General features: G+C 72.5%; 17 protein-coding genes. 9 read left to right on the top strand and 8 right to left on the bottom strand.

Going from position 1 to position 21,199, the window contains the following annotated elements; all coding sequences use genetic code 11:
* Window positions 1-127: 127 nt before the first annotated feature.
* Window positions 128-802, bottom strand: coding sequence for a Crp/Fnr family transcriptional regulator (locus ACZ6KO_RS28550; RefSeq protein ID WP_003981529.1), 675 nt, complete (start codon window positions 800-802; stop codon window positions 128-130).
* A 162-nt stretch (window positions 803-964) separates the two neighbouring features.
* Here ACZ6KO_RS28550 and nth point away from each other — a divergent pair, with 162 nt between their 5' ends.
* The 3 genes from nth to ACZ6KO_RS28535 all read left to right on the top strand — a co-directional run bounded on the left by nth (window position 965) and on the right by ACZ6KO_RS28535 (window position 4,123).
* Window positions 965-1,936, top strand: coding sequence for an endonuclease III (gene nth, locus ACZ6KO_RS28545; protein ID WP_469306899.1), 972 nt, complete (start codon window positions 965-967; stop codon window positions 1,934-1,936).
* A 155-nt stretch (window positions 1,937-2,091) separates the two neighbouring features.
* A complete protein-coding gene (locus ACZ6KO_RS28540) occupies window positions 2,092-2,907 on the top strand; it encodes an NUDIX hydrolase (protein ID WP_469306898.1) in 816 nt (271 codons plus the stop codon).
* A 13-nt stretch (window positions 2,908-2,920) separates the two neighbouring features.
* A complete protein-coding gene (locus ACZ6KO_RS28535; protein ID WP_469306897.1) occupies window positions 2,921-4,123 on the top strand; it encodes a MarP family serine protease in 1,203 nt (400 codons plus the stop codon).
* A gap of 368 nt (window positions 4,124-4,491) precedes the next feature.
* Here ACZ6KO_RS28535 and ACZ6KO_RS28530 read toward each other — a convergent pair whose 3' ends face one another.
* The 5 genes from ACZ6KO_RS28530 to ACZ6KO_RS28510 all read right to left on the bottom strand — a co-directional run bounded on the left by ACZ6KO_RS28530 (window position 4,492) and on the right by ACZ6KO_RS28510 (window position 11,962).
* Window positions 4,492-5,451: an alpha/beta fold hydrolase gene (locus ACZ6KO_RS28530; RefSeq protein ID WP_401445405.1), complete on the bottom strand. Its 960-nt coding sequence runs from the start codon at window positions 5,449-5,451 to the stop codon at window positions 4,492-4,494.
* Window positions 5,448-5,906, bottom strand: a complete 459-nt coding sequence (locus ACZ6KO_RS28525; RefSeq protein WP_469306896.1) for a phage holin family protein — start codon at window positions 5,904-5,906, stop codon at window positions 5,448-5,450. Before ACZ6KO_RS28525 ends, ACZ6KO_RS28530 begins: the two co-directional genes overlap by 4 nt.
* A gap of 42 nt (window positions 5,907-5,948) precedes the next feature.
* Entirely contained in the window at window positions 5,949-7,346 is a 1,398-nt protein-coding gene (gene nhaA, locus ACZ6KO_RS28520; RefSeq protein ID WP_469306895.1) for a Na+/H+ antiporter NhaA, read from the bottom strand.
* Between the two features lie 203 nt (window positions 7,347-7,549).
* Complete coding sequence (acs, locus tag ACZ6KO_RS28515; RefSeq protein ID WP_469306894.1) at window positions 7,550-9,505, bottom strand: acetate--CoA ligase; 1,956 nt, start codon at window positions 9,503-9,505, stop codon at window positions 7,550-7,552.
* Window positions 9,506-9,697: 192 nt separating this feature from the next.
* Entirely contained in the window at window positions 9,698-11,962 is a 2,265-nt protein-coding gene (locus ACZ6KO_RS28510) for a SulP family inorganic anion transporter (RefSeq protein ID WP_469306893.1), read from the bottom strand.
* Between the two features lie 226 nt (window positions 11,963-12,188).
* On the opposite strand from ACZ6KO_RS28510, the gene ACZ6KO_RS28505 reads away from it, so the two are divergent.
* Window positions 12,189-13,484 carry a polysaccharide deacetylase family protein gene (locus ACZ6KO_RS28505; RefSeq protein WP_469306892.1) on the top strand — a complete coding sequence of 432 codons (1,296 nt, stop codon included), beginning with the start codon at window positions 12,189-12,191 and terminating at the stop codon, window positions 13,482-13,484.
* Here ACZ6KO_RS28505 and ACZ6KO_RS28500 read toward each other — a convergent pair.
* Window positions 13,438-14,502, bottom strand: coding sequence for an ATP-binding protein (locus tag ACZ6KO_RS28500; protein WP_469306891.1), 1,065 nt, complete (start codon window positions 14,500-14,502; stop codon window positions 13,438-13,440). The two genes, ACZ6KO_RS28505 and ACZ6KO_RS28500, sit on opposite strands and share 47 nt — an antisense overlap.
* A 102-nt stretch (window positions 14,503-14,604) precedes the next feature.
* On the opposite strand from ACZ6KO_RS28500, the gene ACZ6KO_RS28495 reads away from it, so the two are divergent.
* Complete coding sequence (locus ACZ6KO_RS28495) at window positions 14,605-15,447, top strand: Fic family protein (RefSeq protein WP_469306890.1); 843 nt, start codon at window positions 14,605-14,607, stop codon at window positions 15,445-15,447.
* A 422-nt stretch (window positions 15,448-15,869) separates the two neighbouring features.
* Here the strand turns inward: ACZ6KO_RS28495 and ACZ6KO_RS28490 are convergent, their stop codons facing one another.
* Window positions 15,870-16,742 (bottom strand): HAD family hydrolase, encoded by an 873-nt coding sequence (locus ACZ6KO_RS28490; RefSeq protein WP_401445426.1) that lies wholly within the window; start codon window positions 16,740-16,742, stop codon window positions 15,870-15,872.
* 454 nt (window positions 16,743-17,196) lie between these two features.
* On the opposite strand from ACZ6KO_RS28490, the gene ssd reads away from it, so the two are divergent.
* Genes ssd through ACZ6KO_RS28470 form a run of 4 tightly spaced genes read left to right on the top strand, consistent with a single transcriptional unit; the run spans window position 17,197 to window position 21,108 of the window.
* A complete protein-coding gene (gene ssd, locus ACZ6KO_RS28485; protein WP_469306929.1) occupies window positions 17,197-18,297 on the top strand; it encodes a septum site-determining protein Ssd in 1,101 nt (366 codons plus the stop codon).
* Window positions 18,294-19,442 (top strand): TadA family conjugal transfer-associated ATPase, encoded by a 1,149-nt coding sequence (locus ACZ6KO_RS28480; protein ID WP_469306889.1) that lies wholly within the window; start codon window positions 18,294-18,296, stop codon window positions 19,440-19,442. The genes ssd and ACZ6KO_RS28480 overlap by 4 nt, the downstream gene beginning before the upstream one ends.
* Complete coding sequence (locus tag ACZ6KO_RS28475; RefSeq protein ID WP_469306888.1) at window positions 19,439-20,326, top strand: type II secretion system F family protein; 888 nt, start codon at window positions 19,439-19,441, stop codon at window positions 20,324-20,326. The genes ACZ6KO_RS28480 and ACZ6KO_RS28475 overlap by 4 nt, the downstream gene beginning before the upstream one ends.
* Window positions 20,326-21,108, top strand: coding sequence for a type II secretion system F family protein (locus ACZ6KO_RS28470; RefSeq protein WP_469306887.1), 783 nt, complete (start codon window positions 20,326-20,328; stop codon window positions 21,106-21,108). The genes ACZ6KO_RS28475 and ACZ6KO_RS28470 overlap by 1 nt, the downstream gene beginning before the upstream one ends.
* Window positions 21,109-21,199: the final 91 nt, after the last annotated feature.

Genomic DNA, 21,199 nt, shown 5'->3' with positions numbered 1-21,199 from the left:
GTGGGAGCGGGACGTACGAAGGGCCCCACCCGGGTGGATGGGGCCCTCCAGCGGCGATACGGCGGCGCGGGCACGCGCGGAGCCCGCGGCGGCGCGGGTACGCGGTGGCGCCGGAGCGCGAGAGGCGTCAGCGCGAGCGCTTCGCCAGGCGCTCGACGTCGAGCAGGATCACGGCGCGGGCCTCCAGGCGGAGCCAGCCGCGGCCGGCGAAGTCGGCGAGTGCCTTGTTGACCGTCTCGCGCGAGGCGCCGACGAGCTGGGCCAGCTCCTCCTGCGTCAGGTCGTGGACGACGTGGATGCCCTCCTCGGACTGCACGCCGAAGCGGCGCGAGAGGTCCAGGAGCGCGCGGGCCACGCGGCCCGGTACGTCGGAGAAGACCAGGTCGGACATCTGGTCGTTGGTCTTGCGCAGGCGGCGCGCGACGGCGCGCAGCAGGGCGGTGGCCACCTCGGGGCGGGCGTTCAGCCAGGGCTGGAGGTCGCCGTGGCCCAGGCCCAGCAGCTTGACCTCGGTGAGCGCGGTCGCGGTCGCGGTGCGCGGGCCCGGGTCGAAGAGGGAGAGCTCACCGATGAGCTCGCCGGGGCCGAGGACGGCCAGCATGTTCTCGCGGCCGTCGGGGGAGGTGCGGTGCAGCTTCACCTTGCCCTCGGTCACGACGTACAGCCGGTCACCGGGGTCGCCCTCGTGGAACAGGGCGTCGCCGCGTGCGAGGGTCACCTCGCCCATGGAGGCGCGGAGCTCCGCGGCCTGCTCGTCATCGAGCGCCGCGAAGAGCGGGGCGCGCCGCAGAACGTCGTCCACGAGTCTCTCTCCTATGTCGACCGCCTCAGGGGACCGTGTTCCCCATTTTGCCGGACGCATCAAACAGTGCGATCAGTCACAAGGATGCCGGACGTACGGGTGTGCTGGGTGGTGTTACCGGAGGTCCGGGCGGGTGTCAGTGCTCCGCCGTAGGCTGGCCGGGTGTCCAATAAGCCGGTGAGAGCACAGGCCAAGGGGTCCACGGGAGTGACCGGGGGCCGGAATTCAGCTGTGGGCGAACAAGGGGTCGCGAAGGCCCAGGCGGGGCCCATGGCACGGGAAAAGAGCAAAGGTTCGCCCAAAAAAGCGGTTGCGAGCCCCGTGACCGCGAGAGCAGCGAAGGCCGGGGCCGTGAAGGCCGCGAAACCGGAGTCGCGGCTGGCGATGGTCCGGCGGGCCCGGCGGATCAACCGGGAGCTCGCCGAGGTCTACCCGTACGCACACCCGGAGCTGGACTTCCGGAATCCGTTCGAGCTGCTGGTCGCCACGGTCCTGTCCGCGCAGACCACCGACCTGCGCGTGAACCAGACGACTCCGGCGCTGTTCGCGAAGTACCCCACGCCCGAGGACATGGCGGCGGCCGTGCCGGAGGAGCTGGAGGAGATCATCCGGCCGACGGGCTTCTTCCGGATGAAGGCGAAGTCGCTGATGGGGCTGTCCGCGGCCCTTCGGGACAACTTCGGGGGGAACGTGCCGGGGCGGCTGGAGGACCTCGTCACGCTGCCCGGCGTGGGCCGCAAGACGGCGAACGTGGTCCTCGGCAACGCGTTCGGGGTCCCGGGCATCACGGTGGACACCCATTTCGGCCGCCTGGTGCGCCGGTGGAAGTGGACCGCGGCGACGGACCCGGAGAAGGTCGAGGCGGAGATCTGCGCGATCTTCCCCAAGAGCGAGTGGACGATGCTCTCGCACCGGGTCGTCTTCCACGGGCGGCGCGTGTGCCACTCGCAGCGGCCGGCGTGCGGAGCCTGCCCGATCGCCCCGCTGTGCCCGGCGTACGGGGAGGGCGAGACGGACCCGGAGAAGGCGAAGAAGCTGCTGAAGTACGAGATGGGGGGCCATCCGGGGCAGCGGCTCTCGCCGCCGCCCGACTACCCGGGCCGGCCGGCCCTCCCGCTGGGCTCGGCGGGCTGACCCGTCCCCCGGGCCGCGTCATGGGCCACGGGCCGCGTCACGGGCCGGGGGCGCAGGGGTAACCCGCGGGAACCGGTCGCGGGCCGGGTGGAACGAATCCGTACCCGGCCCGCGTTTCAGCCGGTGTACGTCCACGACGGAAGGCAGGGGCGTCTATGACGCGCGGTACGCGGGACGAAGGCGCGGCGGCGGCCGCCGGGCAGAGCGCTCGGACGGGCGCCGCACACGCCACCGGGCACGCCATCGGGCACACCGCCGGGCGCGCCACCGGGCAGGCGCTCGCCGAGGGCGGCGGCGCCGACGGCGGGCCCGTCGTGTCGGTGACCGGCCTGCCGGCCTGGCTCGATCCCGTGGTCGAGGCGGCGCGGACCGTCCGGCCGCCGCAGCTGAGCCGGTTCCTGCCGCCCGAGGACGGCCGCGGCCGCCAGTCTGCCGTGCTGATCCTCTTCGGAGAGGGCCCGCGCGGCCCCGAGCTGCTGCTCATGGAGCGCTCGGGCAGCCTGCGCAGCCATGCCGGCCAGCCCTCCTTCCCCGGCGGCGCGCTCGATCCCGAGGACGGCGATCCGCACACCACCGGCCCGCTGCGCGCGGCCCTGCGCGAGGCCGAGGAGGAGACCGGCCTGGACCCGTCGGGCGTGCAGCTCTTCGGCGTGCTGCCCCGGCTCTACATCCCGGTCAGCGAGTTCGTGGTCACCCCGGTCCTGGGCTGGTGGCGCGAGCCGAGCCCGGTGGGCGCGGTCGATCCGGCCGAGACCGCCCGGGTCTTCACGGTTCCCGTGGCGGATCTCACGGACCCGGCACACCGGGCCGTGGCCGTCCACCCGAGCGGCCACCACGGCCCCGCGTTCCTGGTCGCATCGGCCCTGGTCTGGGGTTTCACCGCCGGAGTGATCGACCGGCTGCTGCATTTCGCGGGCTGGGAGGAGCCGTGGGACCGGTCACGGCAGGTCCCGCTCGACTGGCGCGCGTGAGACGGTGGCCCACGTGAACGTGCTGGACATCCTGTTGTTGCTCGCGGCCGTGTGGTTCGCGATCGTCGGCTACCGCCAGGGGTTCGTCGTCGGCATCATGTCGGTGATCGGCTTCCTCGGCGGTGGTCTCGTCGCCGTGTCCCTGCTCCCGCTGATCTGGGACCAGGTGACGGACGACGGCAAGCAGGCCTCCACCACGGTCGTGGTCATCGCCGTCGTCGTGATCATCATCTGCGCCTCGATCGGGCAGGCCCTGACCACCCACCTCGGCAGCCGGCTCCGCCGCCACATCACCTGGTCACCGGCGCGCGCCCTCGACGCGACCGGCGGGGCGCTGGTGAACGTGGTGGCGATGCTGCTGGTCGCCTGGCTCATCGGCTCGGCCCTCGCCCGGACGTCACTTCCCACGCTGGGCAAGGAAGTCCGCAACTCCAAGGTGCTGCTCGGGGTGTCCCGGGTGCTGCCCGACCAGGCCAACACCTGGTTCACGGACTTCAGTTCGGTCCTCGCGCAGAACGGCTTCCCGCAGGTCTTCTCCCCGTTCTCCAACGAGCACATCACCGAGGTGAAGGCTCCCGACCCGGCGCTGGCCACGAGCCCGGTCGCCGAGCGCGCGAAGAAGTCCATCGTCAAGGTCGTGGGTACGGCGCCCAGCTGCAGCAAGGTGCTGGAGGGCACCGGCTTCGTGTTCGCGCCCGGCAAGGTGATGACCAACGCGCACGTGGTCGGCGGGGTCGCGGAGCCGACCGTACAGATCGGCGGCGAGGGCAAGCTCTACGACGGCAAGGTCGTGCTCTACGACTGGCAGCGCGACATCGCCGTCCTGGACGTGCCCAAGCTGAAGGCGCCGCCGCTGGAGTTCACCGACAAGGACGCGGTCAGCGGGAACGACGCGATCGTGGCCGGCTTCCCGGAGAACGGCGCGTACGACGTCCGCGCGGCGCGGGTGCGCGGCCGGATCAACGCCAGCGGACCGGACATCTACCACCGCAAGACGGTGCGCCGCGACGTCTTCTCGCTGTACGCGACGGTCCGCCAGGGCAACTCCGGCGGCCCGCTGCTGACGCCCGACGGCAAGGTCTACGGGGTCGTGTTCGCCAAGTCGCTGGACGACCCGAACACCGGGTACGCGCTGACCGCGGACGAGGTCCGCGACGACATCCGGTTGGGGACGACCGCCACCCAGCGGGTGGGCACCGAGGGCTGCGCGCTCTGACGCCGCGCGGCCCGGCCGGTGCCGCTCGTGTCCCCGGCGCGGGCGGTCCTACGTGCGCTGATGGCGCAGGCGGGCCGAGACCCAGCGGGCCCGCCGGCGCAGGATGCGAGGGATCCCGAGACGAGGGTCGTGGCCCTGCCGGGCCACCCTCTCGTGGGTGCCCGGCGTGGCGGCCGAGCGGCGTTCGCGTGCGGAGTCACTGTGGTCGTGCGTCCAGCCCATACTCCGACCTGTGCCCGTACCCCAAGGTCGGTAACCGCGTTCGGCGCGGCTATTTGGCCTATGCGCCGGGCAATTGAACGCTCACCGGATCGTCGTACGAACGCCGGACGGACCGTCATGGGGCGCGGCGCGCACCGGCGTACGGCTCAGCGGTCGGGCTCGGGGTCCTTGAGCCAGTTGATGAGCTCGGCGCTGAAGGCGGCCGGGTCCTCCTCGTGCGGGAAGTGCCCCAGCCCGTCGAACAGCCGCCAGCGGTAGGGGGCTTCGACGTACTCGCCGGAACCGGCCGCGCTGCGCGTGCGCATCACCGGGTCGAGCGAGCCGTGCAGGTGCAGCGTCGGCACCCGGATCGGCCGCTTCATCCGGCGGTTGAACTGCAGACCGTCAGGACGGGCCATCGAGCGCATCATCCACCGGTACGGCTCGATCGAGCAGTGCGCGGTGGAGGGGATGCACATCGCGCGCCGGTAGATGTCCACGTCCTCCTCCTCCGGCGGCCGCGGCCCCGACCATTCCCGGAGCAGCTCGCCCACCAGCGCCCCGTCGTCGGCGACCAGGCGCCGCTCGGGGATCCAGGGCCGCTGGAATCCCCAGATGTGCGAACCGGCACGGGTCTGCCCGAAGTCCGCCAGCATCGAGGCGCGCCAGCGCCGCGGGTGCGGCATGGAGGAGACCACCAGCCGGCGCACCAGCTTGGGCCGCATCACGGCGGCCGTCCAGGCGAGGTAGCCGCCCAGGTCGTGGCCGACCAGGGCGGCGTCCGGCTCGCCCAGCGAGCGGATGACACCGGTGACGTCGAGCGCCAGGTTGGCCGGGTCGTAGCCGCGCGGGGTGCGGTCGCTGCCGCCGACCCCGCGCAGGTCCATGGCCACGGCGCGGTAGCCGGCGCCGGCGAGGGCCGTGAGCTGGTGCCGCCAGGTCCACCAGAACTGCGGGAACCCGTGCAGCAGCAGGACCAGCGGCCCGTCCCCGACCTCGGCGACGTGGAACCGGGCGCCGTTGGCGGCGACGTCCCGGTGGGTCACCCGGTGCCCGCCGGGGAGGTCGAGCCGTACCGCCGAGGCGGCTGTGGGCGCAGGGGTGGATTCCGGTGTGGGCGCTGTCATGAGGACGAGCGTGTCACACCCACGGCCTTGTCACTCAACGGCCGCGGGTGCGGCTTGACGGTGCCCACGAGCGCCGCCGTCTCCTTGACGGAGGCGATGGTCTTCTCCGGCGGCTTGACCTTCTTGAACTTGGACACGGCCAGCAGCGCGAGCAGGGCGGCGATCAGCAGGAACGCCACGCCCACGATGAGGAAGGACCAGGCGAGGCCGAGACCGAGGTTGTGGATCCCGTACGCGGCGGCGAAGCTGAGCACCGGCAGCGAGAACAGGACCAGTACGCCGGCCACGCCGATGGCGGCGCCGCCGACGCCGGCCCGCTTGACGTCCTGGCGGATCTCCGCCTTGGCGAGGGCGATCTCGTCGTGCACCAGGGCGGACATCTCGGCCGTGGCCGAGGCGACCAGCTGGCCGAGTGTGCGCTCGGCTCCTTGCGCCCCTTGGTCCACTGCGCTCATCGCTCTCTCCCTCAAGTCTGCGGCGTCCTGTCGTCACTCAGATCATGCCGGACGACCGCCGTCGGTGCTGGACCCGGCCGCCGCTTCGGCCTTGCGTCGGTGCTCGGCGGCCTTCTCCTCGTAGATCCGCGCCATCCGCCAGTGGTAGTCCGGCGTGTGCTCCTCGTAGATGTCCGGGATGCCGTCGCGGTCGTCGTCGCGCTCCTCGTGGGCGGTCAGGGCGCGGTACTTGCGGTCGCGGAGCTTGAGCAGGACGCAGGCCAGGATCGCCGCGATGAGCGAGCCGATGAGGACGGCGGCCTTGATCTCGTCGGTGAGCTCGGCGTCCCCGGTGAAGGCGAGTTCACCGATCAGGAGGGAGACGGTGAAGCCGATGCCGGCGAGGGAGGCCACCGCGAAGACGTCGGGCCAGGCCAGGTCCTCGCTCAGCTCGGCCCGGGTGAAGCGGGCGGCCAGCCAGGTGCCGCCGAAGATGCCGACGGTCTTGCCGACGACCAGGCCGAGGACGACACCGAGGGTCTCGGGGCGTGTGAAGACCTGGGCGATCGCCTCGTCGGAGAGGGAGACCCCGGCGGAGAACAGGGCGAACAGGGGGACGGCGAGGCCGGCCGAGACGGGCCGGACCAGGTGCTCGATGTGCTCGCCGGGGGAGTACTCCTCCTCGTCGGTGCGCCGGCAGCGCAGCATCAGGCCCATGGCGACACCGGCGATGGTGGCGTGGACCCCGCTGTTGTACATCAGGCCCCAGATGGCCAGGGCGAGCGGGATGTAGATGTACCAGCCGCGGACGCCCTTGCGGAGCAGGAACCAGAACAGGACCAGGCCGAGGACGGCACCGCCGAGCTGCGGGAAGCTGATCTCTTCGGTGAAGAACACCGCGATGATGATGATCGCGAAGAGGTCGTCGACGACGGCGAGGGTGAGCAGGAAGGCGCGCAGCGCGGAGGGCAGCGAGGTGCCGATGACCGCGAGGACGGCGAGCGCGAAGGCGATGTCGGTGGCGGTGGGTACGGCCCAGCCCGCCATCGAGCCGTTGCCGGCCGTGTTGACCAGGGCGTAGACGAGTGCGGGCACGGCCATGCCGCACAGCGCGGCGATGACCGGGAGGGCGGCGGCCTTGGGTTCGCGCAGGTCGCCCGCGACGAGTTCGCGCTTGAGCTCGATGCCGGCGACGAAGAAGAAGATCGCGAGCAGGCCGTCGGCGGCCCAGTGCTGGAGGGAGAGGTCGAGGCCGAGGGCGGCCGGGCCTATGTGGAAGTCGCGGACGGCGGTGTAGCTGTCGGTCATCGGCGGTGTGTTCGCCCAGATGACGGCGATGACGGCGGCCACGAGGAGGAGGATGCCGCCGACCGTCTCGGTGCGCAGGGCATCGGCCACGAAACGGCTCTCGGGGAGCGAGAGCCGTCCGAGGAGCTTGCGGCGGGGGCTGGGCGTGGCCACGGTGGGGCACCTCCGGGGTGCGTTGGACGGCATGACGAATCGCTTGCCGACCAGACTTCCCGGCGCACCCTGTGGTCTTTATTTACGCTTTCAATACTTTACAGGGTGGGCGCGAGGGCTATGCGACGATCTTCACTTTAAGCGCGAAAGGGGCATCCGGCGCGGTCGCGCCGAATGCCCCTCGCCCGTCTGTGCGCTGCCGGTCAGTCCTCGCTGGCGGCGGACGGCAGCTTGGTCTGGATCAGGTCCATCACCGAGGAGTCGGTGAGCGTGGTGACGTCGCCCAGCTCACGGTTCTCCGCCACGTCGCGCAGCAGCCGGCGCATGATCTTGCCGGAGCGGGTCTTGGGGAGCTCCGCGACCGGCAGGATGCGCTTGGGCTTGGCGATCGGCCCGAGCGTGGCGCCGACGTGGTTGCGCAGTTCGGCGACGAGGGTGCTGTCCTCGTGCGCCGTCCCGCGCAGGATCACGAAGGCCACGATCGCCTGGCCGGTGGTCTCGTCCGCGGCGCCCACGACGGCCGCCTCGGCGACCGCGGGGTGCGAGACGAGAGCGGACTCGACCTCGGTGGTGGAGATGTTGTGGCCGGACACCAGCATCACGTCGTCGACCCGGCCCAGCAGCCAGATGTCGCCGTCGTCGTCCTTCTTGGCGCCGTCACCGGCGAAGTACTTGCCCTCGAAGCGCGACCAGTACGTGTCGATGAACCGCTGGTCGTCGCCCCAGATGGTGCGCAGCATCGACGGCCACGGCTCGGTCAGCACCAGGTAGCCGCCCCCGCCGTCGGGGACCTCGCGCGCCTCGTCGTCCACCACGGTGGCGGAGATACCGGGCAGCGCGCGCTGGGCGGAGCCCGGCTTGGTCTCGGTGACACCGGGCAGCGGGGAGATCATCATGGCGCCGGTCTCGGTCTGCCACCACGTGTCGACGATCGGGCAGCGGTCACCGCCGATGTGCTTGCGGTACCAGATCCAGGCCTCGGGGTTGATCGGCTCGCCGACCGAACCCAGGACCCGCAGGGAGGACAGGTCGAACTTGGCGGGGATGTCGTCGCCCCACTTCATGAACGTCCGGATCGCCGTCGGCGCGGTGTAGAGGATCGTGACGCCGTACTTCTGGACGACCTCCCAGAAGCGGCCCTGGTGCGGGGTGTCGGGCGTGCCCTCGTACATGACCTGGGTGGCGCCGTTGGCCAGCGGCCCGTACACGATGTACGAGTGTCCGGTCACCCAGCCGATGTCGGCGGTGCACCAGTACACGTCGGACTCGGGCTTGAGGTCGAAGACCGCGTGGTGCGTGTAGGCGGCCTGCGTCAGGTAGCCGCCGGAGGTGTGCAGGATGCCCTTGGGCTTACCCGTCGTGCCCGACGTGTACAGGATGAACAGCGGGTGCTCGGCGTCGAAGGCCCGGGGCGTGTGCTCCTTGGACTGCCGGCCGACCAGCTCGTGCCACCAGACGTCGCGGCCCTCGGTGAAGGCCGTGTCCTGGCCGGTACGCCGTACCACCAGGACGTTCTTGACCTGCGGACACTTGGCGACGGCCTCGTCGATGGCCGGCTTGAGGGCGCTCGGCTTGCCGCGCCGGTAGCCGCCGTCGGCGGTGATGACCAGCTTGGCGTCGGCGTCCTGGATACGGGAGGCGACGGCGTCGGCGGAGAAGCCGCCGAAGACCACCGAGTGCGCGGCACCGACACGGGCGCACGCGAGCATCGCGACGACGGCCTCGGGGATCATCGGCAGGTAGACGGCGACCCGGTCGCCGGCCTCGACACCGAGCTCGGTCAGGGCGTTGGCGGCCCGGCAGACCTCGTCCTTGAGTTCGGCGTAGGTGATCGCGCGGCTGTCGCCGGGCTCGCCCTCGAAGTGGAGGGCGACGCGGTCGCCGTTGCCGGCCTCGACGTGGCGGTCGACGCAGTTGTACGCGACGTTCAGCTTGCCGTCCGCGAACCACTTGGCGAAGGGCGGGTTGGACCAGTCGAGCGTCTCGGTCGGCTCCGTGGCCCAGGTCAGGCGCCGGGCCTGCTCGGCCCAGAAGCCCAGCCTGTCGGCGTCTGCCTGTGCATAGGCGTCCGCCGTGACGTTCGCGGCGGCGGCCAGCTCGGCGGGCGGCGCGAAGCGACGCTCCTCCTTGAGCAGGTTGGCCAGGCTCTCGTTGCTCACCGACATCTCCCTTTCCCAGGGTGTCCGTTGTGTCCCCGGGCATAGCTCACCAGTCAGAGGGCCAGGTGGCAAGGCCTTGTCCGAAAATTGGTGTAGACCTATAGCGGCGTATGACCCCTTCCCGCCGCAGGGTGCGGGAAGGGGCCACACGATTCCACGGTTTCGTCGGCGTGTCGGTTCACGACGCCGATGTCACACGCCGCTGTTGACGCGTTCTGTCCAGTTCTCCGCCGGAATGCCCACGCTGTCGAAGACACGGCAGTCGAAGTGGTCCTCGCCGCCGGTCAGCAGGTAGGCCTGCGCCTCGCCCACGTGGAAGTACATCCCGTGCAGCTCCAGCGTGCCCTCGGCGAGCCGGCGCGCCACGGCCTCGTGGGCCCGCAGGTGCTCCAGCTGCTGCACCACGTTGGTCAGGCACAGCTGCTCCACGGCGTCGGCCGGCAGCCGGCCCGAGATCCGCGCCCACGCGTGGTGGCGGCTGGCCATCCGGGTCAGGCTCGGCCGGCCGTGCCGCAGCCAGCGGCGCAGGGGGCTCGGGGGCGCGTCGGGCGAGGAGTTCAGCAGGGCCTGCATCGCCCCGCAGCCCGAGTGCCCGCACACCGTGATGCTCTCCACCTGGAGGACGTCCACGGCGTACTCGATGGCGGCCGCGACCGAGTCGTCACCCGACTCCGCGCCCGGCAGCGGCACCAGGTTGCCGACGTTGCGGACGGTGAACAGGTCTCCCGGGCCGCTCGCCGTGATCATGCTGGTGACCAGCCGGGAGTCCGCGCAGGTGATGAAGAGCTGGGAGGGCCGCTGGCCCTCGCGCGCCAGCCGCGCCAGCTCGTCGCGTACGAGCGGTGCCGTGTCCCGCTGGAACGCGGTGATCCCGCTGGCCAGCTGCCCCTTGCCGCGGCGGGCCGGCATCGCCGGTGCCTCGCGGTGGTCGCAGTGGTTGGCCCACGGCGTCCAGGGCCGGCAGCACTGGTGGCCGCGCTCGCCCCGGTCGGGATCGGCGATCCGCGCCCCGGAGCGGCCGGTGACCTCCACCGAGCCCCCGTGCGCCACGTGCGAGTCCTGCCAGTCGTGCAGTGCCTCGTACGCCGCGTGGTCCATGAAGGAACCGTCCAGCTCGATCACCGCGTGCGACTGGTGCGGGATCTGGCCCAGTACCCGGCTCAGCCGGGGCACGGCCAGGAAGGTCAACTGCCCGCGCGCCCGCACCCGGTGGACGCCCTCGTCGGGCTGCTCCACGGTGATCCGGGTCCGCGCCAGCCGGTGCAGCGCCACCGCGACCGCCACGGCGATCCCGATCGCGACGCCCTCCAGCACGCCGCCGAGGACGACGGCCACGATCGTCGTCAGGTAGACGAGGATCTCGCGGTGCCGGGTGACGGTGCGCATGTGCGTGATGCTGACCATCTGGATGCCGACCGCCATCACCAGCGCGGCCAGCGCGGCCAGCGGGATGAGGTCCAGGACGGGTACGAGCAGCGCGGCCGCGAGCACCACCCAGCACCCGTGCATGATCGCCGACCTGCGGCTGACGGCACCGGACTTGACGTTCGCCACGCTGCGCACGGCCACGCCCGTGATGGGCAGTCCGCCGAGCGCGCCGGAGACGATGTTCGCCGCGCCCTGGCCGCGCAGTTCGCGGTCGAGGTCGGCGCGCGGCGGGCGGTTCTCCGTCGTGCGCTCGGAGGCGATCAGCTTGTCGGTGGCGACCGAGGAGAGCAGCGACTCGACACTGCCGACCAGGGTGATGGTCAGCACCGCCGCGACGATCCCCAGGACCGGCCCCTCGGGCAGCTCGGGCAGCGCGTGGCTGCGCCAGGACGGCAGGTCGACGAGGGGCAGGGTGAGCCCGGCCAGGACCGCGAAGGTGGTGGCGGTGGCCACCGCGGCCAGGGCGGCCGGGATCTTGCGCAGCCGCCGGCCGACCCGTCCGGGCAGGCGCGGCCAGCCGAGCAGGACGGCGAACGTCAGGGCGCTGACGGCGAGCGCGGCCGGATGCGGATCGGCCAACTGGCCCGGCAGGCCGTGGACGTTGGCGATGGGCGAGCTCTGCGGGGTGCCGCCCAGGACGATGTGCAGCTGGGCGAGGGCGATCGTCACGCCGATGCCCGCGAGCATGCCGTGCACGATGGCCGGGCTCACCATCAGGGCGGACCGGGCCGTGCGCAGCGCGGCGAGCGCGATCTGGCAGACACCGGCGAGCACGGTGATGGCGCACGTGGTACGCCACCCGTACCGCTGGATCAGCTCGGCGGTGACGACGGTGAGTCCGGCGGCGGGGCCGCTGACCTGGAGCGGCGCACCACCGAACCGCCCGGCCACGATGCCGCCGGCCGCAGCGGCCACCAGGCCCGCCTGCAGCGGGGCGCCGGTGGCCAGGGCGATACCGAGGGAGAGCGGCAGCGCGATCAGGAATACGGCGATGGATGCGGAGAGATCCGCGGTGAAGCGGGGGGTCATGTCCCGTCTCCTCTGGACAAGGGGGGAAGCGGCGGGAGTCTCAACACTCGGTAAATGAAAGGTAATGGAGAGTAAAGGACCCTGCCCGACAAAGGGGGCAAATGGCCTACGAATTAACTCGCAGGAGTGATTAAGCATTTTGTCCGGCTTGTCACATCATTCCCGGGGTTGGGTGCATGGGACGTTGCGGTCGAGACGTCCTACGGCACGGGAGAGGTGGGCGGACATGACCGCCAAGAAAAAGATCGCCGGCGGCCTGGCCGCCACGGCCCTGGCGCTGGGCGTCGCCGGATGCAGTGGCGCGCAGGCCCCGCGCGAGGGCCCCCGCAAGGGCGTCGCCGCGCCCGAGGCCCCCGGCAGTGTGAACCGGCCCATCGGCGACGGCTCGACCTCGTACACCGGTCCGCAGCCCCACGTGTCGAAGGCGACGCGGCTGGCTCCCGGTGAGAAGCCGCCGCAGTTCGTGGTGTTCTCGTGGGACGGGGCCGGGGAGGACAGTCAGAAGCTCTTCTCCCACTTCCGTGAGGTCGGCAGGAAGCACAACGCCCGGATGACGTACTTCCTCAGCGGCGTCTACCTGCTGCCCGAGGAGAAACGTTCGCTCTACAACGCGCCCCAGCACGGCCCGGGCCGTTCCGAGATCGGCTTCGGCGACCCCCAGGGCATCAAGGACACCGCCGAGCAGCTGCGCGGGGCCTGGCTGGAGGGCAATGAGATCGGCACCCACTTCAACGGCCACTTCTGCGGTCCGGACGGGGGAGTGGGCACCTGGTCCGTCGAGGACTGGAAGAGCGAGATCAGCCAGGCCAGGTCCTTCGTCAAGAACTGGCGGACCAACTCGGGCCTCAAGCAGGTCGCGTCACTCCCCTTCGACTACGACAAGGAGCTCATCGGCGCCCGTACCCCGTGCCTGGAGGGCCAGAAGAACTTCATGCTGGCCGCCAAGGACCTGGGCTTCCGCTACGACTCCAGCGGCATCAGCAAGCAGAAGTGGCCGAAGAAGACGGACGGCCTGTGGGACATCCCGCTCCAGCTCGTGCCCATCCCCGGGCGCGCCTTCGAGACGCTGAGCATGGACTACAACTTCATGGTCAACCAGTCCGGGACCACCTCGCAGGGCGACCCGGCGCAGCACGAGTACTGGGGCAACCAGCTGCGCGACGGTCTGCTCCAGGCCTTCGGCCGCGCCTACCAGGGCAACCGGGCCCCGCTGATCATCGGCAACCACTTCGAGTCCTGGAACGGCGGCACGTACATGCGCGCCCTCGAGCAGACCATCAAGACGGTCTGCACCCAGAAGGACGTGCGCTGCGTGCCCTTCCGCGAGCTGGTCGACTGGCTGGACGCACAGGACCCCAAGGCCGTGGAGTGGCTACGCACGCTCGACGTGGGCGAGGCGCCGAAGGAGGGCTGGAAGAAGTTCCTGACCAGCGGTCCGGTCCTGCCGCCGTCCCCTCCCGCGACGCCCGCGGGCGCTACGCCGGCTGCGGGGCCGGAAGGGGAGGCTGCGGAAGAGGACTGAGCCGCTCCTGCCCGTCGGCGGGCTCGCCGAAGGGCTCACCGGCCGGCCCGCTCCGGGGCTCGCCGAGTACGAAGCCGGGGTCGATCTGGGCACTCAGGTCGGCCCCGGTCTTCGCGTTGCCCCAGCTCTCGGCGTTGCGCAAGTGGAAGTGGACCATCTGCTCGGTGTAGCGGATCCAGTCGCGGTGCGCGTAGGAGTCCTCGGCGGCGTCCTGCAGCGCCTGCAGGGCCAGCCGGTTGCCGGCCTCCAGCAGGTCGAACGGCGCCGGCCGGCCCTTCTCCATCGCCCGGACCCAGTCGGAGTGGCCGACGGTGACCAGCAGGTCCTCGCCCACCTCGGCGCGCAGGAAGTCGATGTCGTCGGGCCCCTGCACCTTGTTGCCGACCACCCGGAGCGCGACCCCGAAGTCGCGGGCGTACTCCTTGTACTGGCGGTAGACGGAGACGCCCTTGCGGGTCGGTTCGGCGACCAGGAAGGTCATGTCGAACCGGGTGAACATGCCCGAGGCGAAGGAGTCGGAGCCCGCTGTCATGTCGACGACGACGTACTCGTCGGGTCCGTCCACCAGGTGGTTCAGGCACAGTTCGACCGCGCCGACCTTGGAGTGGTAGCAGGCCACGCCCAGGTCGGCCTCGGTGAACGGGCCGGTGGCCATGAGCCGGACCCGCTCGCCGTCGAGCTCGACGGGGCGGGCGCAGGCCGCGTAGACCGGGTTGTCCTCGCGGACCCGCAGCAGCCGGGAGCCGCTGCCGGGCGGAGTCGTCTTGATCATCGTCTCGGCGGAGGCGATCCGGGGGTTGGAGCCCCGCAGGTACTCCTTGATCAGGGGCAGGTGGGCGCCCATCGCGGGCAGTGCGGCGGCTTCGTCCTCGGTGAGACCGAGCGCCGTCCCCAAGTGCTGGTTGATGTCGGCGTCCACCGCGACGACGGGGGCTTCATTGGCGGCGAGGTGGCGGATGAAGAGGGAGGACAGCGTGGTCTTGCCGCTGCCGCCCTTTCCCACGAAAGCGATCTTCATGTTCACGTAGCGTAGTAGTCCGCTCGCTTTGAGTGGTCGATGTGAGTGAAGAAGACCACTCAAAGGTGGGGTGGATGCTATGGGTGCGTAGGCTCCCTACTTATGAGTACGCCTGCCACCCCGCCTGCCGCTCCGAACGATCCGCTCGCCGCGCTGGCCGCGCTCCCGGGCGTGGCGGAGTCCGTGGATTCCGTACGCAAGTCCGTGGACCGGGTGTACGGCCACCGCGTGATGCGCCGGCGCAGCGGGGAGATCACCTCCGAGGCCGCGCTGCGCGCGGCGCGGGGCAGCGCCGCGCTGTCGGGCGCGGACTGGGCGCTGGAGGAAGTGCGCCGCCGGACCGACTTCGGCGCGGACGAGCAGGCCCGGACGGTGGGCGCGGCCCTGCGTCTGACCGCCGAGGCCGGCCAGCTGCTGAGCATCTGGCGGCAGTCGCCGCTGCGCGTGCTGGCGCGGCTGCACCTGGTGGCGGCCGGCGGGGCGGCCTCCGACGACACGGTGGGCCGGCCGCGGCTGGCCGGCGAGCCGGTGGACGAGCCGCTCGTGGAGCTGCCGCTGCCGGGCGCCGACGAGGTCGCGGGGCGGCTGGACGGACTCTCCCGGCTGATCATCGCGGGCGGTTCGGCTCCGGCGCTGGTCACGGCCGCCGTCGTGCACGGCGAGCTGCTGGCGCTGAGGCCCTTCGGTTCGTACAACGGGGTGGTGGCGCGGGCCGCGGAGCGGATCGTGCTCATCAACAGCGGGCTGGACCCCAAGGCCATCTGCCCGGCGGAGGTCGGTCACGCGGAGCAGGGCCGGGCGGCGTACCTGGCGGCGCTCGACGGGTACGTGTCCGGGACCCCGGACGGGATGGCGGCGTGGATCGCGCACTGCGGGCGGGCGGTCGAGCTCGGGGTGCGGGAGTCGACGGCCGTGTGCGAGGCGCTCCAGCGCGGCGCGGCGTAGGCGCAGGCCGACGTAGCCGTAGGCCGGGCCGGGGGCGTGCGCTTTCGGGCCCGGACACGGGTTGCGGCGACACCGTCCTGCTCATGGTGTCGCCGCTGGCATTCACGCCCAGTTACCAAGCGTCCTCGATAGTTGCCCATCAGGTCGGGAACTTTGCCCGTCACCTGGTGCGGCTGGCCCGTAATCGACGGGTCGACGTCGCGTGGGTGCTCGGCGTTCATGCTTCGGTCCGTGGGGCCTTGCTGCGTTTAAGAATGATCCTCTCGGATGTCCTTGGTCTCGCGGGCCGTTGACTCCTTTGTACTCCGCTTCCGAGGCAAGCGGAACCCCTTGCCGCACTTCTTTACTTTTCAGGACGGGGCGGGGCGAATCGGACGGCCCGCGTCGCCGCAGGTCAGGCGGGGCCGGGGCCGGCTCCGGGATCAGCCCGTCAGGCTCGTGAGCGCGTTCGCGCGGCGCCGGCTGGCGTACCAGACCAGTCCCGCCGTGGCCGCGGCCGCGCCCACGGCCGCCGCCGCGACGAGCGCGGGGCGCGCCGGCATCGAGAGCCCGGGCAGGCGCTGCTTGAGCCGTACCGGGCGGTTGAAGACCAGGACCGGCCAGTCGCGCGCGTACGCCTCCTTGCGCAGCGCCCGGTCCGGGTTGACGGCGTGCGGGTGGCCGACCGCCTCCAGCATCGGTACGTCCGTGATGGAGTCGCTGTAGGCGTAGCAGCGCGCCAGGTCGTACCCCTCCGACTCGGCGAGCTGCCGTACGGCCTCCGCCTTGGTCGGGCCGTACGCGTAGTACTCGATCTCACCGGTGAAACAGCCGTCCTCACCGACGACCATGCGCGTGGCGACGACCCGGTCCGCGCCGAGCATCTCGCCGATGGGCTCGACCACTTCCGCCCCGGACGTCGAGACGATCACCACGTCGCGGCCGGCCGTGTGGTGCTCCTCGATGAGCGAGGCGGCCTCGTCGTAGATCAGCGGATCGATGAGGTCGTGCAGGGCTTCGGCGACGATGTCCTTCACCTGCTGCACGTTCCACCCCTTGCACAGGGAGGAGAGGTACTCGCGCATCCGTTCCATCTGGTCGTGGTCGGCGCCGCCGGCCAGATAGAGGAACTGGGTGTACGCGGTGCGCAGCACGGCGCGTCGGTTGATCAGGCCGCCCTGGTAGAAGGACTTGCTGAACGTCAGTGTGCTCGACTTCGCAATGACCGTCTTGTCCAGGTCGAAGAAGGCAGCGGTGCGGGGCGAGGAGTGCGCCAAGGACTGGATTTCCACGAGCCGAGCATATGCGCCCACCATTCGGCGTAAGGTGTGGCGCGTGGGTTTGCCTGAGAAGGCTCTCGGGTACACCATGGAAGTCACGGATCGTTCGCGACCGTGCTAACCCGGTCCGACTCCTCCCCCCCCGAGTCGGCCGTGGGGACGACCCCCGCTCTCCCCCCCGGCGGGGGTCGTCGCATGTCCGGACGCAGTTTGAGCGTCCCCGGCCCCGGCCCTTCCTCTTTCGCGGCCCTGAGCGGCGTCCTTCCACATCACATGAGACGCGTAACGCTGCGTAGTGGTTCCGCCGCGCTCTGAAACTCACCTGTTGGGGTGATGGAGTTATTCACAGGGGGCTTGCTGTCCACAGTATTCGACCAAGATCCACACCTTTTTCCGGATCGCTGCACGGTGATTCCGGCCGCGAAGTGCGCGGTCGTGGATTTGCGGTGAGAAGGGGGCGGAGATCGTGGCTGGATCGAAGTCGAGTGAACTGCTGGAGCGTGGCGGGCCGGGTGGGGGTGTGCCGCAGCCCGGCGCGGGCAGGCCGCTGATCATCACCGAGGACCCGGCGCTGCTGGACGACCTGCTGCGGCTGTGCGCCGCCGCGGGCGCGCGGGCGCATGTGCGGCACGCGGTGCCCGAGCACAGCGGATGGGAGTCCGCACCCCTGGTGCTGGTGGGGGACGACGCGGCCGGGCGGGTGCGCGGCGCCCCGCGCCGGGACGGGGTGTTCCTCGTCGGGCGGGAGCCGGACGATCCCCTGGTGTGGCAGCGGGCGGTGGAGATCGGCGCCGAGCAGGTGCTGCGGCTGCCCGACGCGGAGGCCCGGCTCGTCGACCGGCTCGCCGATGTGGTGGAGGGCGCCGGGCGGCCGGCGCTGACGGTCGGCGTGATCGGCGGCAGCGGCGGGGCCGGCGCCTCCACGCTGGCGTGCGCCCTGGCGGTCACGGCGGCGCGGTCGGGGGAGCGGACCATCCTCATCGACGGCGATCCGCTGGGCGGCGGTATGGACGTCATGCTGGGCGGCGAGGGCGCGGAGGGGCTGCGCTGGCCGGACTTCGCCCGCTCGCGGGGGCGGGTCGCCGCCGGGGCCCTGGAGGAGTCGCTGCCCGAGCTGCACGCCCTGCGGGTGCTCAGCTGGGACCGCGGGGAGCGGGTGGCGGTGCCGCCCGCGGCGGTGCGGTCGGTGGTGGCCGCGGCCCGCCGGCGGGGCGGGGTGGTCGTGGTGGACCTCCCGCGCCGGGTCGACGAGGCGGTCGCCGAGGTGCTGGCGCAGCTGGACCTGGTGCTGATGGTGGTCCCGGGGGAGCTGCGGTCGGTGGCCGCCGCCGCGCGGGTCGCGGCCGGGGTGCGCATGGTGGCCCGGGACGTGCGGGTGGTGGTGCGCGGCCGCTGCCCGGGCGGGCTCGACGCCGAGGCGGTGGCCGGGCTGCTGAGGGTGCCGCTCGCCGGTGAGGTGCCGCTGGAGGTGGGGCTGCCCGGGAGGGTGGCCGAGGGCGAGCCGCCGGGATCGTCCGCCCGCAGCGCCCTGGCCCGGTTCTGCGCCGGGTTCTGGCAGCGGGCGCTCGCGGCCCAGGGGGTGCCGGCATGAGTACGGGATTGCTGGATGCCGTACGGCAGCGGCTCGCCGAGACCGGCACCGAGCCGACCCCGGCGGGTGTGGCGGCGGCCCTGCGGGAGCAGGGCAGGCTGCTGGGCGACGCGGAAGTGCTGGGAACCGCCGCCGCGTTGCGTTCCGAACTGGTGGGAGCCGGACCCCTGGAGCCACTGCTCGCCGATCCGGAGGTCACCGATGTGCTGGTGGCCGCGCCCGACCGGGTCTGGGTGGACCGGGGCGGCGGGCTGGAGCTGACCGGGGTCACCTTCGCCGACACCGACGCGGTGCGCAGGCTTGCGCAGCGGCTGGCGGCGGTGGCGGGGCGGCGGCTGGACGATGCCCGGCCCTGGGTGGACGCCCGGATGCCGGACGGGACCCGGCTGCACGCGGTGCTGCCTCCCGTGGCCGTCGGATCGGCCTGCCTGTCGCTGCGGGTGGTGCGGCCACGGGCGTTCACGCTGGAGGAACTGGTCGCGGTGGGCATGCTGCCACCCGGCGGACAGCGGATGCTGCGGGCGCTGGTGGAGACCCGGCGGTCGTTCCTCATCTCGGGCGGCACCGGCACGGGCAAGACCACGCTGCTGAGCGCGCTGCTCGGGCTGGTGGGGCCGGGGGAACGGATCGTGCTGGCCGAGGACTCGGCCGAACTGCGCCCCGAACACCCGCATGTGGTGCGGCTGGAGAGCCGCCCGGCCAATCAGGAGGGCGCCGGTCTGGTCACGCTCGCCGATCTGGTCCGGCAGGCGCTGCGGATGCGGCCCGACCGGCTGGTGGTGGGCGAGGTGCGCGGTCCGGAGGTCGCGGATCTGCTGGCCGCGCTCAACACCGGGCACGAGGGCGGCTGCGGCACGGTCCATGCCAACGCGGCCGCCCACGTCCCGGCCCGGCTGGAGGCGCTCGGCACGGCTGCCGGGCTCGACCGGGCCGCCCTGCACAGCCAGTTGGCGGCCGCACTGGACCTGGTGATCCATCTGGTCCGGGGCCGGGACGGGCGGCGGCGGGTGGCCGAGGTGCACGTCCTGGAGCGGGACGCGGCCGGTCTGGTGGTCACGGTGCCGGCGCTGCGCTGGGGCGCGCGGGGCTTCGCGCGGGAGCGGGGCTGGGAGCGGCTGCGGCCGCTGCTGGGAGGCCTGCGATGAGCGCGGGAGCGGTGGGCGGGCAGGCGCCGGTGCTCGCCGGGCTGCTGTGCGCGGGGGCGGTGCTGGCCTGGCTGCCGGTGCGGGGCGAGCGGGTCTCGCGCCGGGCTGGGGCGCTGCTGGCGCGAGGTCACGGGGTGCGGCCGCCGGGGCGGGCGGTGCCGTGGGAGCGCCTGGCGGCCCGGGCGGCGGTGGTGCGGTGGGGCGAGGTGGCCTGTGTCGCGGCCGGGCTCCTTCTCGCCCTGCTGGGCGGGTCGGTGCTGCCCCTGGTGGCGGGGGCGCTGGCGGTGCCCCTGGTGCGGCGCCGGCTGCGGGCGCGGGAGCGGGCCCGAGCCCGCGGTGCGCGGGCGGAGCAGGTGCTGGCCCTGTGCGGGGCGGCGGTCGGCGAGTTACGGGCGGGGGCGCAGCCGGGTCAGGCGCTCTCGGCGGCGCTGCGGCGGACGGTGACCGGGCCCGGCGGGCCGGGCCCGCTGGAGGCGGGCGTGCTGGCCGCGGCGGCGTTCGGCGGGGATGTGGCCGGGGCGCTGCGGCAGGCGGCCCGGGAGCCGGGAGCTCAGGGGCTGGCCGGGATGGCGGCCTGCTGGCGGGTGTCGGTGGACGGGGGCGCCGGGCTGGCCGCCGGACTGGAGCGGCTGGAAGGGGCGTTGCGCGCGGAGCGCGACCGGCAGGAGTCGCTGCGCGCCCAGTTGGCGGGGGCGCGTTCCACGGCGGTGGTGCTGGCGCTGCTGCCGGTGGTCGGGCTGCTGATGGGCACGGCGCTGGGCGCCGACCCGCTGAGGGTGCTGCTGCACACCCCGATGGGGCTGGGCTGCCTGCTGGTGGGCGGGGTCCTGGAAGTCCTGGGGCTGGTGTGGTGCCGGCGGATCGTGCGGGCGGGGGAGCGGTGATGGAGGGCGGGTCCTTCGTCCACAGGCTGGGGACGGTGTTGGTGCTCGCGGCGGTGGTGCTGGGGATGGGGGCGGTGGTGGCGGCGGGGGTCCGGGAGCGTGCGGCCAGGCGCAGGCTGGCGCTGCTGCTCGCGGCGGAGCTCGGCCACCGCAGGAGTCCGGTCGGCCCCCGGGCGCGGTCTGCCGCGGCCGCCTGGGGAGCTCCGGTGGGCGCGCTGGCCGTCTGCTGGGTGCTGGTCGGCGGGGTGCCGGGGGTGCTGGCCGGGGGTGTGGCCGCGGTCGGCGTGCGCCGCTGGCAGCGCAGGGTCCGGCAGCGGACGCCGCGGGAGGACCTCGCCGGCGCCGAGCGCCAGCTGCCCTTCGCCGCCGACCTGCTGGCCGCCTGTCTGGCGGCCGGGGCGGGGCCGGTGGAGGCCGCCGAAGTGGTGGGCGAGTCGCTGGGTGGCCCGGTGGGCGAGCGGCTGGCGCTGGCCGGGGCGGAGCTCCGGCTCGGCGGTGAACCGGGGGCCGCGTGGGGGAGGCTGGCGCAGCTGCCGGGCGCCGGACCGCTGGCGGACTGCCTGGAGCGGGCGGCGCGCACGGGTGCTCCCGCCGCGGAGCCGGTCTCGCGGATCGCGTCGGGCCTGCGTGCGGAGCGGACCCGCCGGGCGACCGCGAAGGCCCAGCGGGCGGCGGTCCTCGTGACCGCGCCCGTCGGGCTGTGTTTCCTCCCCGCGTTTCTCGCGGTGGGAGTCGCGCCGGTGGTGATCGGAATGGCAGCCGGTCTTCTCGGCTCCACCTGAAATCACATCAACAACACGAGAACACAAGAACATCCGAGCCGTGACAGCGACAACGGCAGCGACAGTGACGGCGATTCATGACACGCGACAG

The organism is Streptomyces sp. NPDC042102, from assembly GCF_055582305.1.
This window is presented reverse-complemented; position numbering and strand designations above follow the sequence as displayed.

Bases quoted from the DNA above. Each gene is read 5' to 3' on its own strand.
- ACZ6KO_RS28525 (WP_469306896.1), bottom strand. From the start codon at position 5,906: ATGAGCGCAGTGGACCAAGGGGCGCAAGGAGCCGAGCGCACACTCGGC.
- ACZ6KO_RS28500 (WP_469306891.1), bottom strand. From the start codon at position 14,502: ATGAAGATCGCTTTCGTGGGAAAGGGCGGCAGCGGCAAGACCACGCTG.
- ACZ6KO_RS28490 (WP_401445426.1), bottom strand. From the start codon at position 16,742: ATGGTGGGCGCATATGCTCGGCTCGTGGAAATCCAGTCCTTGGCGCAC.
- ACZ6KO_RS28480 (WP_469306889.1), top strand. From the start codon at position 18,294: ATGAGTACGGGATTGCTGGATGCCGTACGGCAGCGGCTCGCCGAGACC.
- ACZ6KO_RS28475 (WP_469306888.1), top strand. From the start codon at position 19,439: ATGAGCGCGGGAGCGGTGGGCGGGCAGGCGCCGGTGCTCGCCGGGCTG.
- ACZ6KO_RS28510 (WP_469306893.1), bottom strand. From the start codon at position 11,962: ATGACCCCCCGCTTCACCGCGGATCTCTCCGCATCCATCGCCGTATTC.
- ACZ6KO_RS28530 (WP_401445405.1), bottom strand. From the start codon at position 5,451: ATGACAGCGCCCACACCGGAATCCACCCCTGCGCCCACAGCCGCCTCG.
- ACZ6KO_RS28495 (WP_469306890.1), top strand. From the start codon at position 14,605: ATGAGTACGCCTGCCACCCCGCCTGCCGCTCCGAACGATCCGCTCGCC.
- ACZ6KO_RS28540 (WP_469306898.1), top strand. From the start codon at position 2,092: ATGACGCGCGGTACGCGGGACGAAGGCGCGGCGGCGGCCGCCGGGCAG.
- ACZ6KO_RS28470 (WP_469306887.1), top strand. From the start codon at position 20,326: ATGGAGGGCGGGTCCTTCGTCCACAGGCTGGGGACGGTGTTGGTGCTC.
- ACZ6KO_RS28505 (WP_469306892.1), top strand. From the start codon at position 12,189: ATGACCGCCAAGAAAAAGATCGCCGGCGGCCTGGCCGCCACGGCCCTG.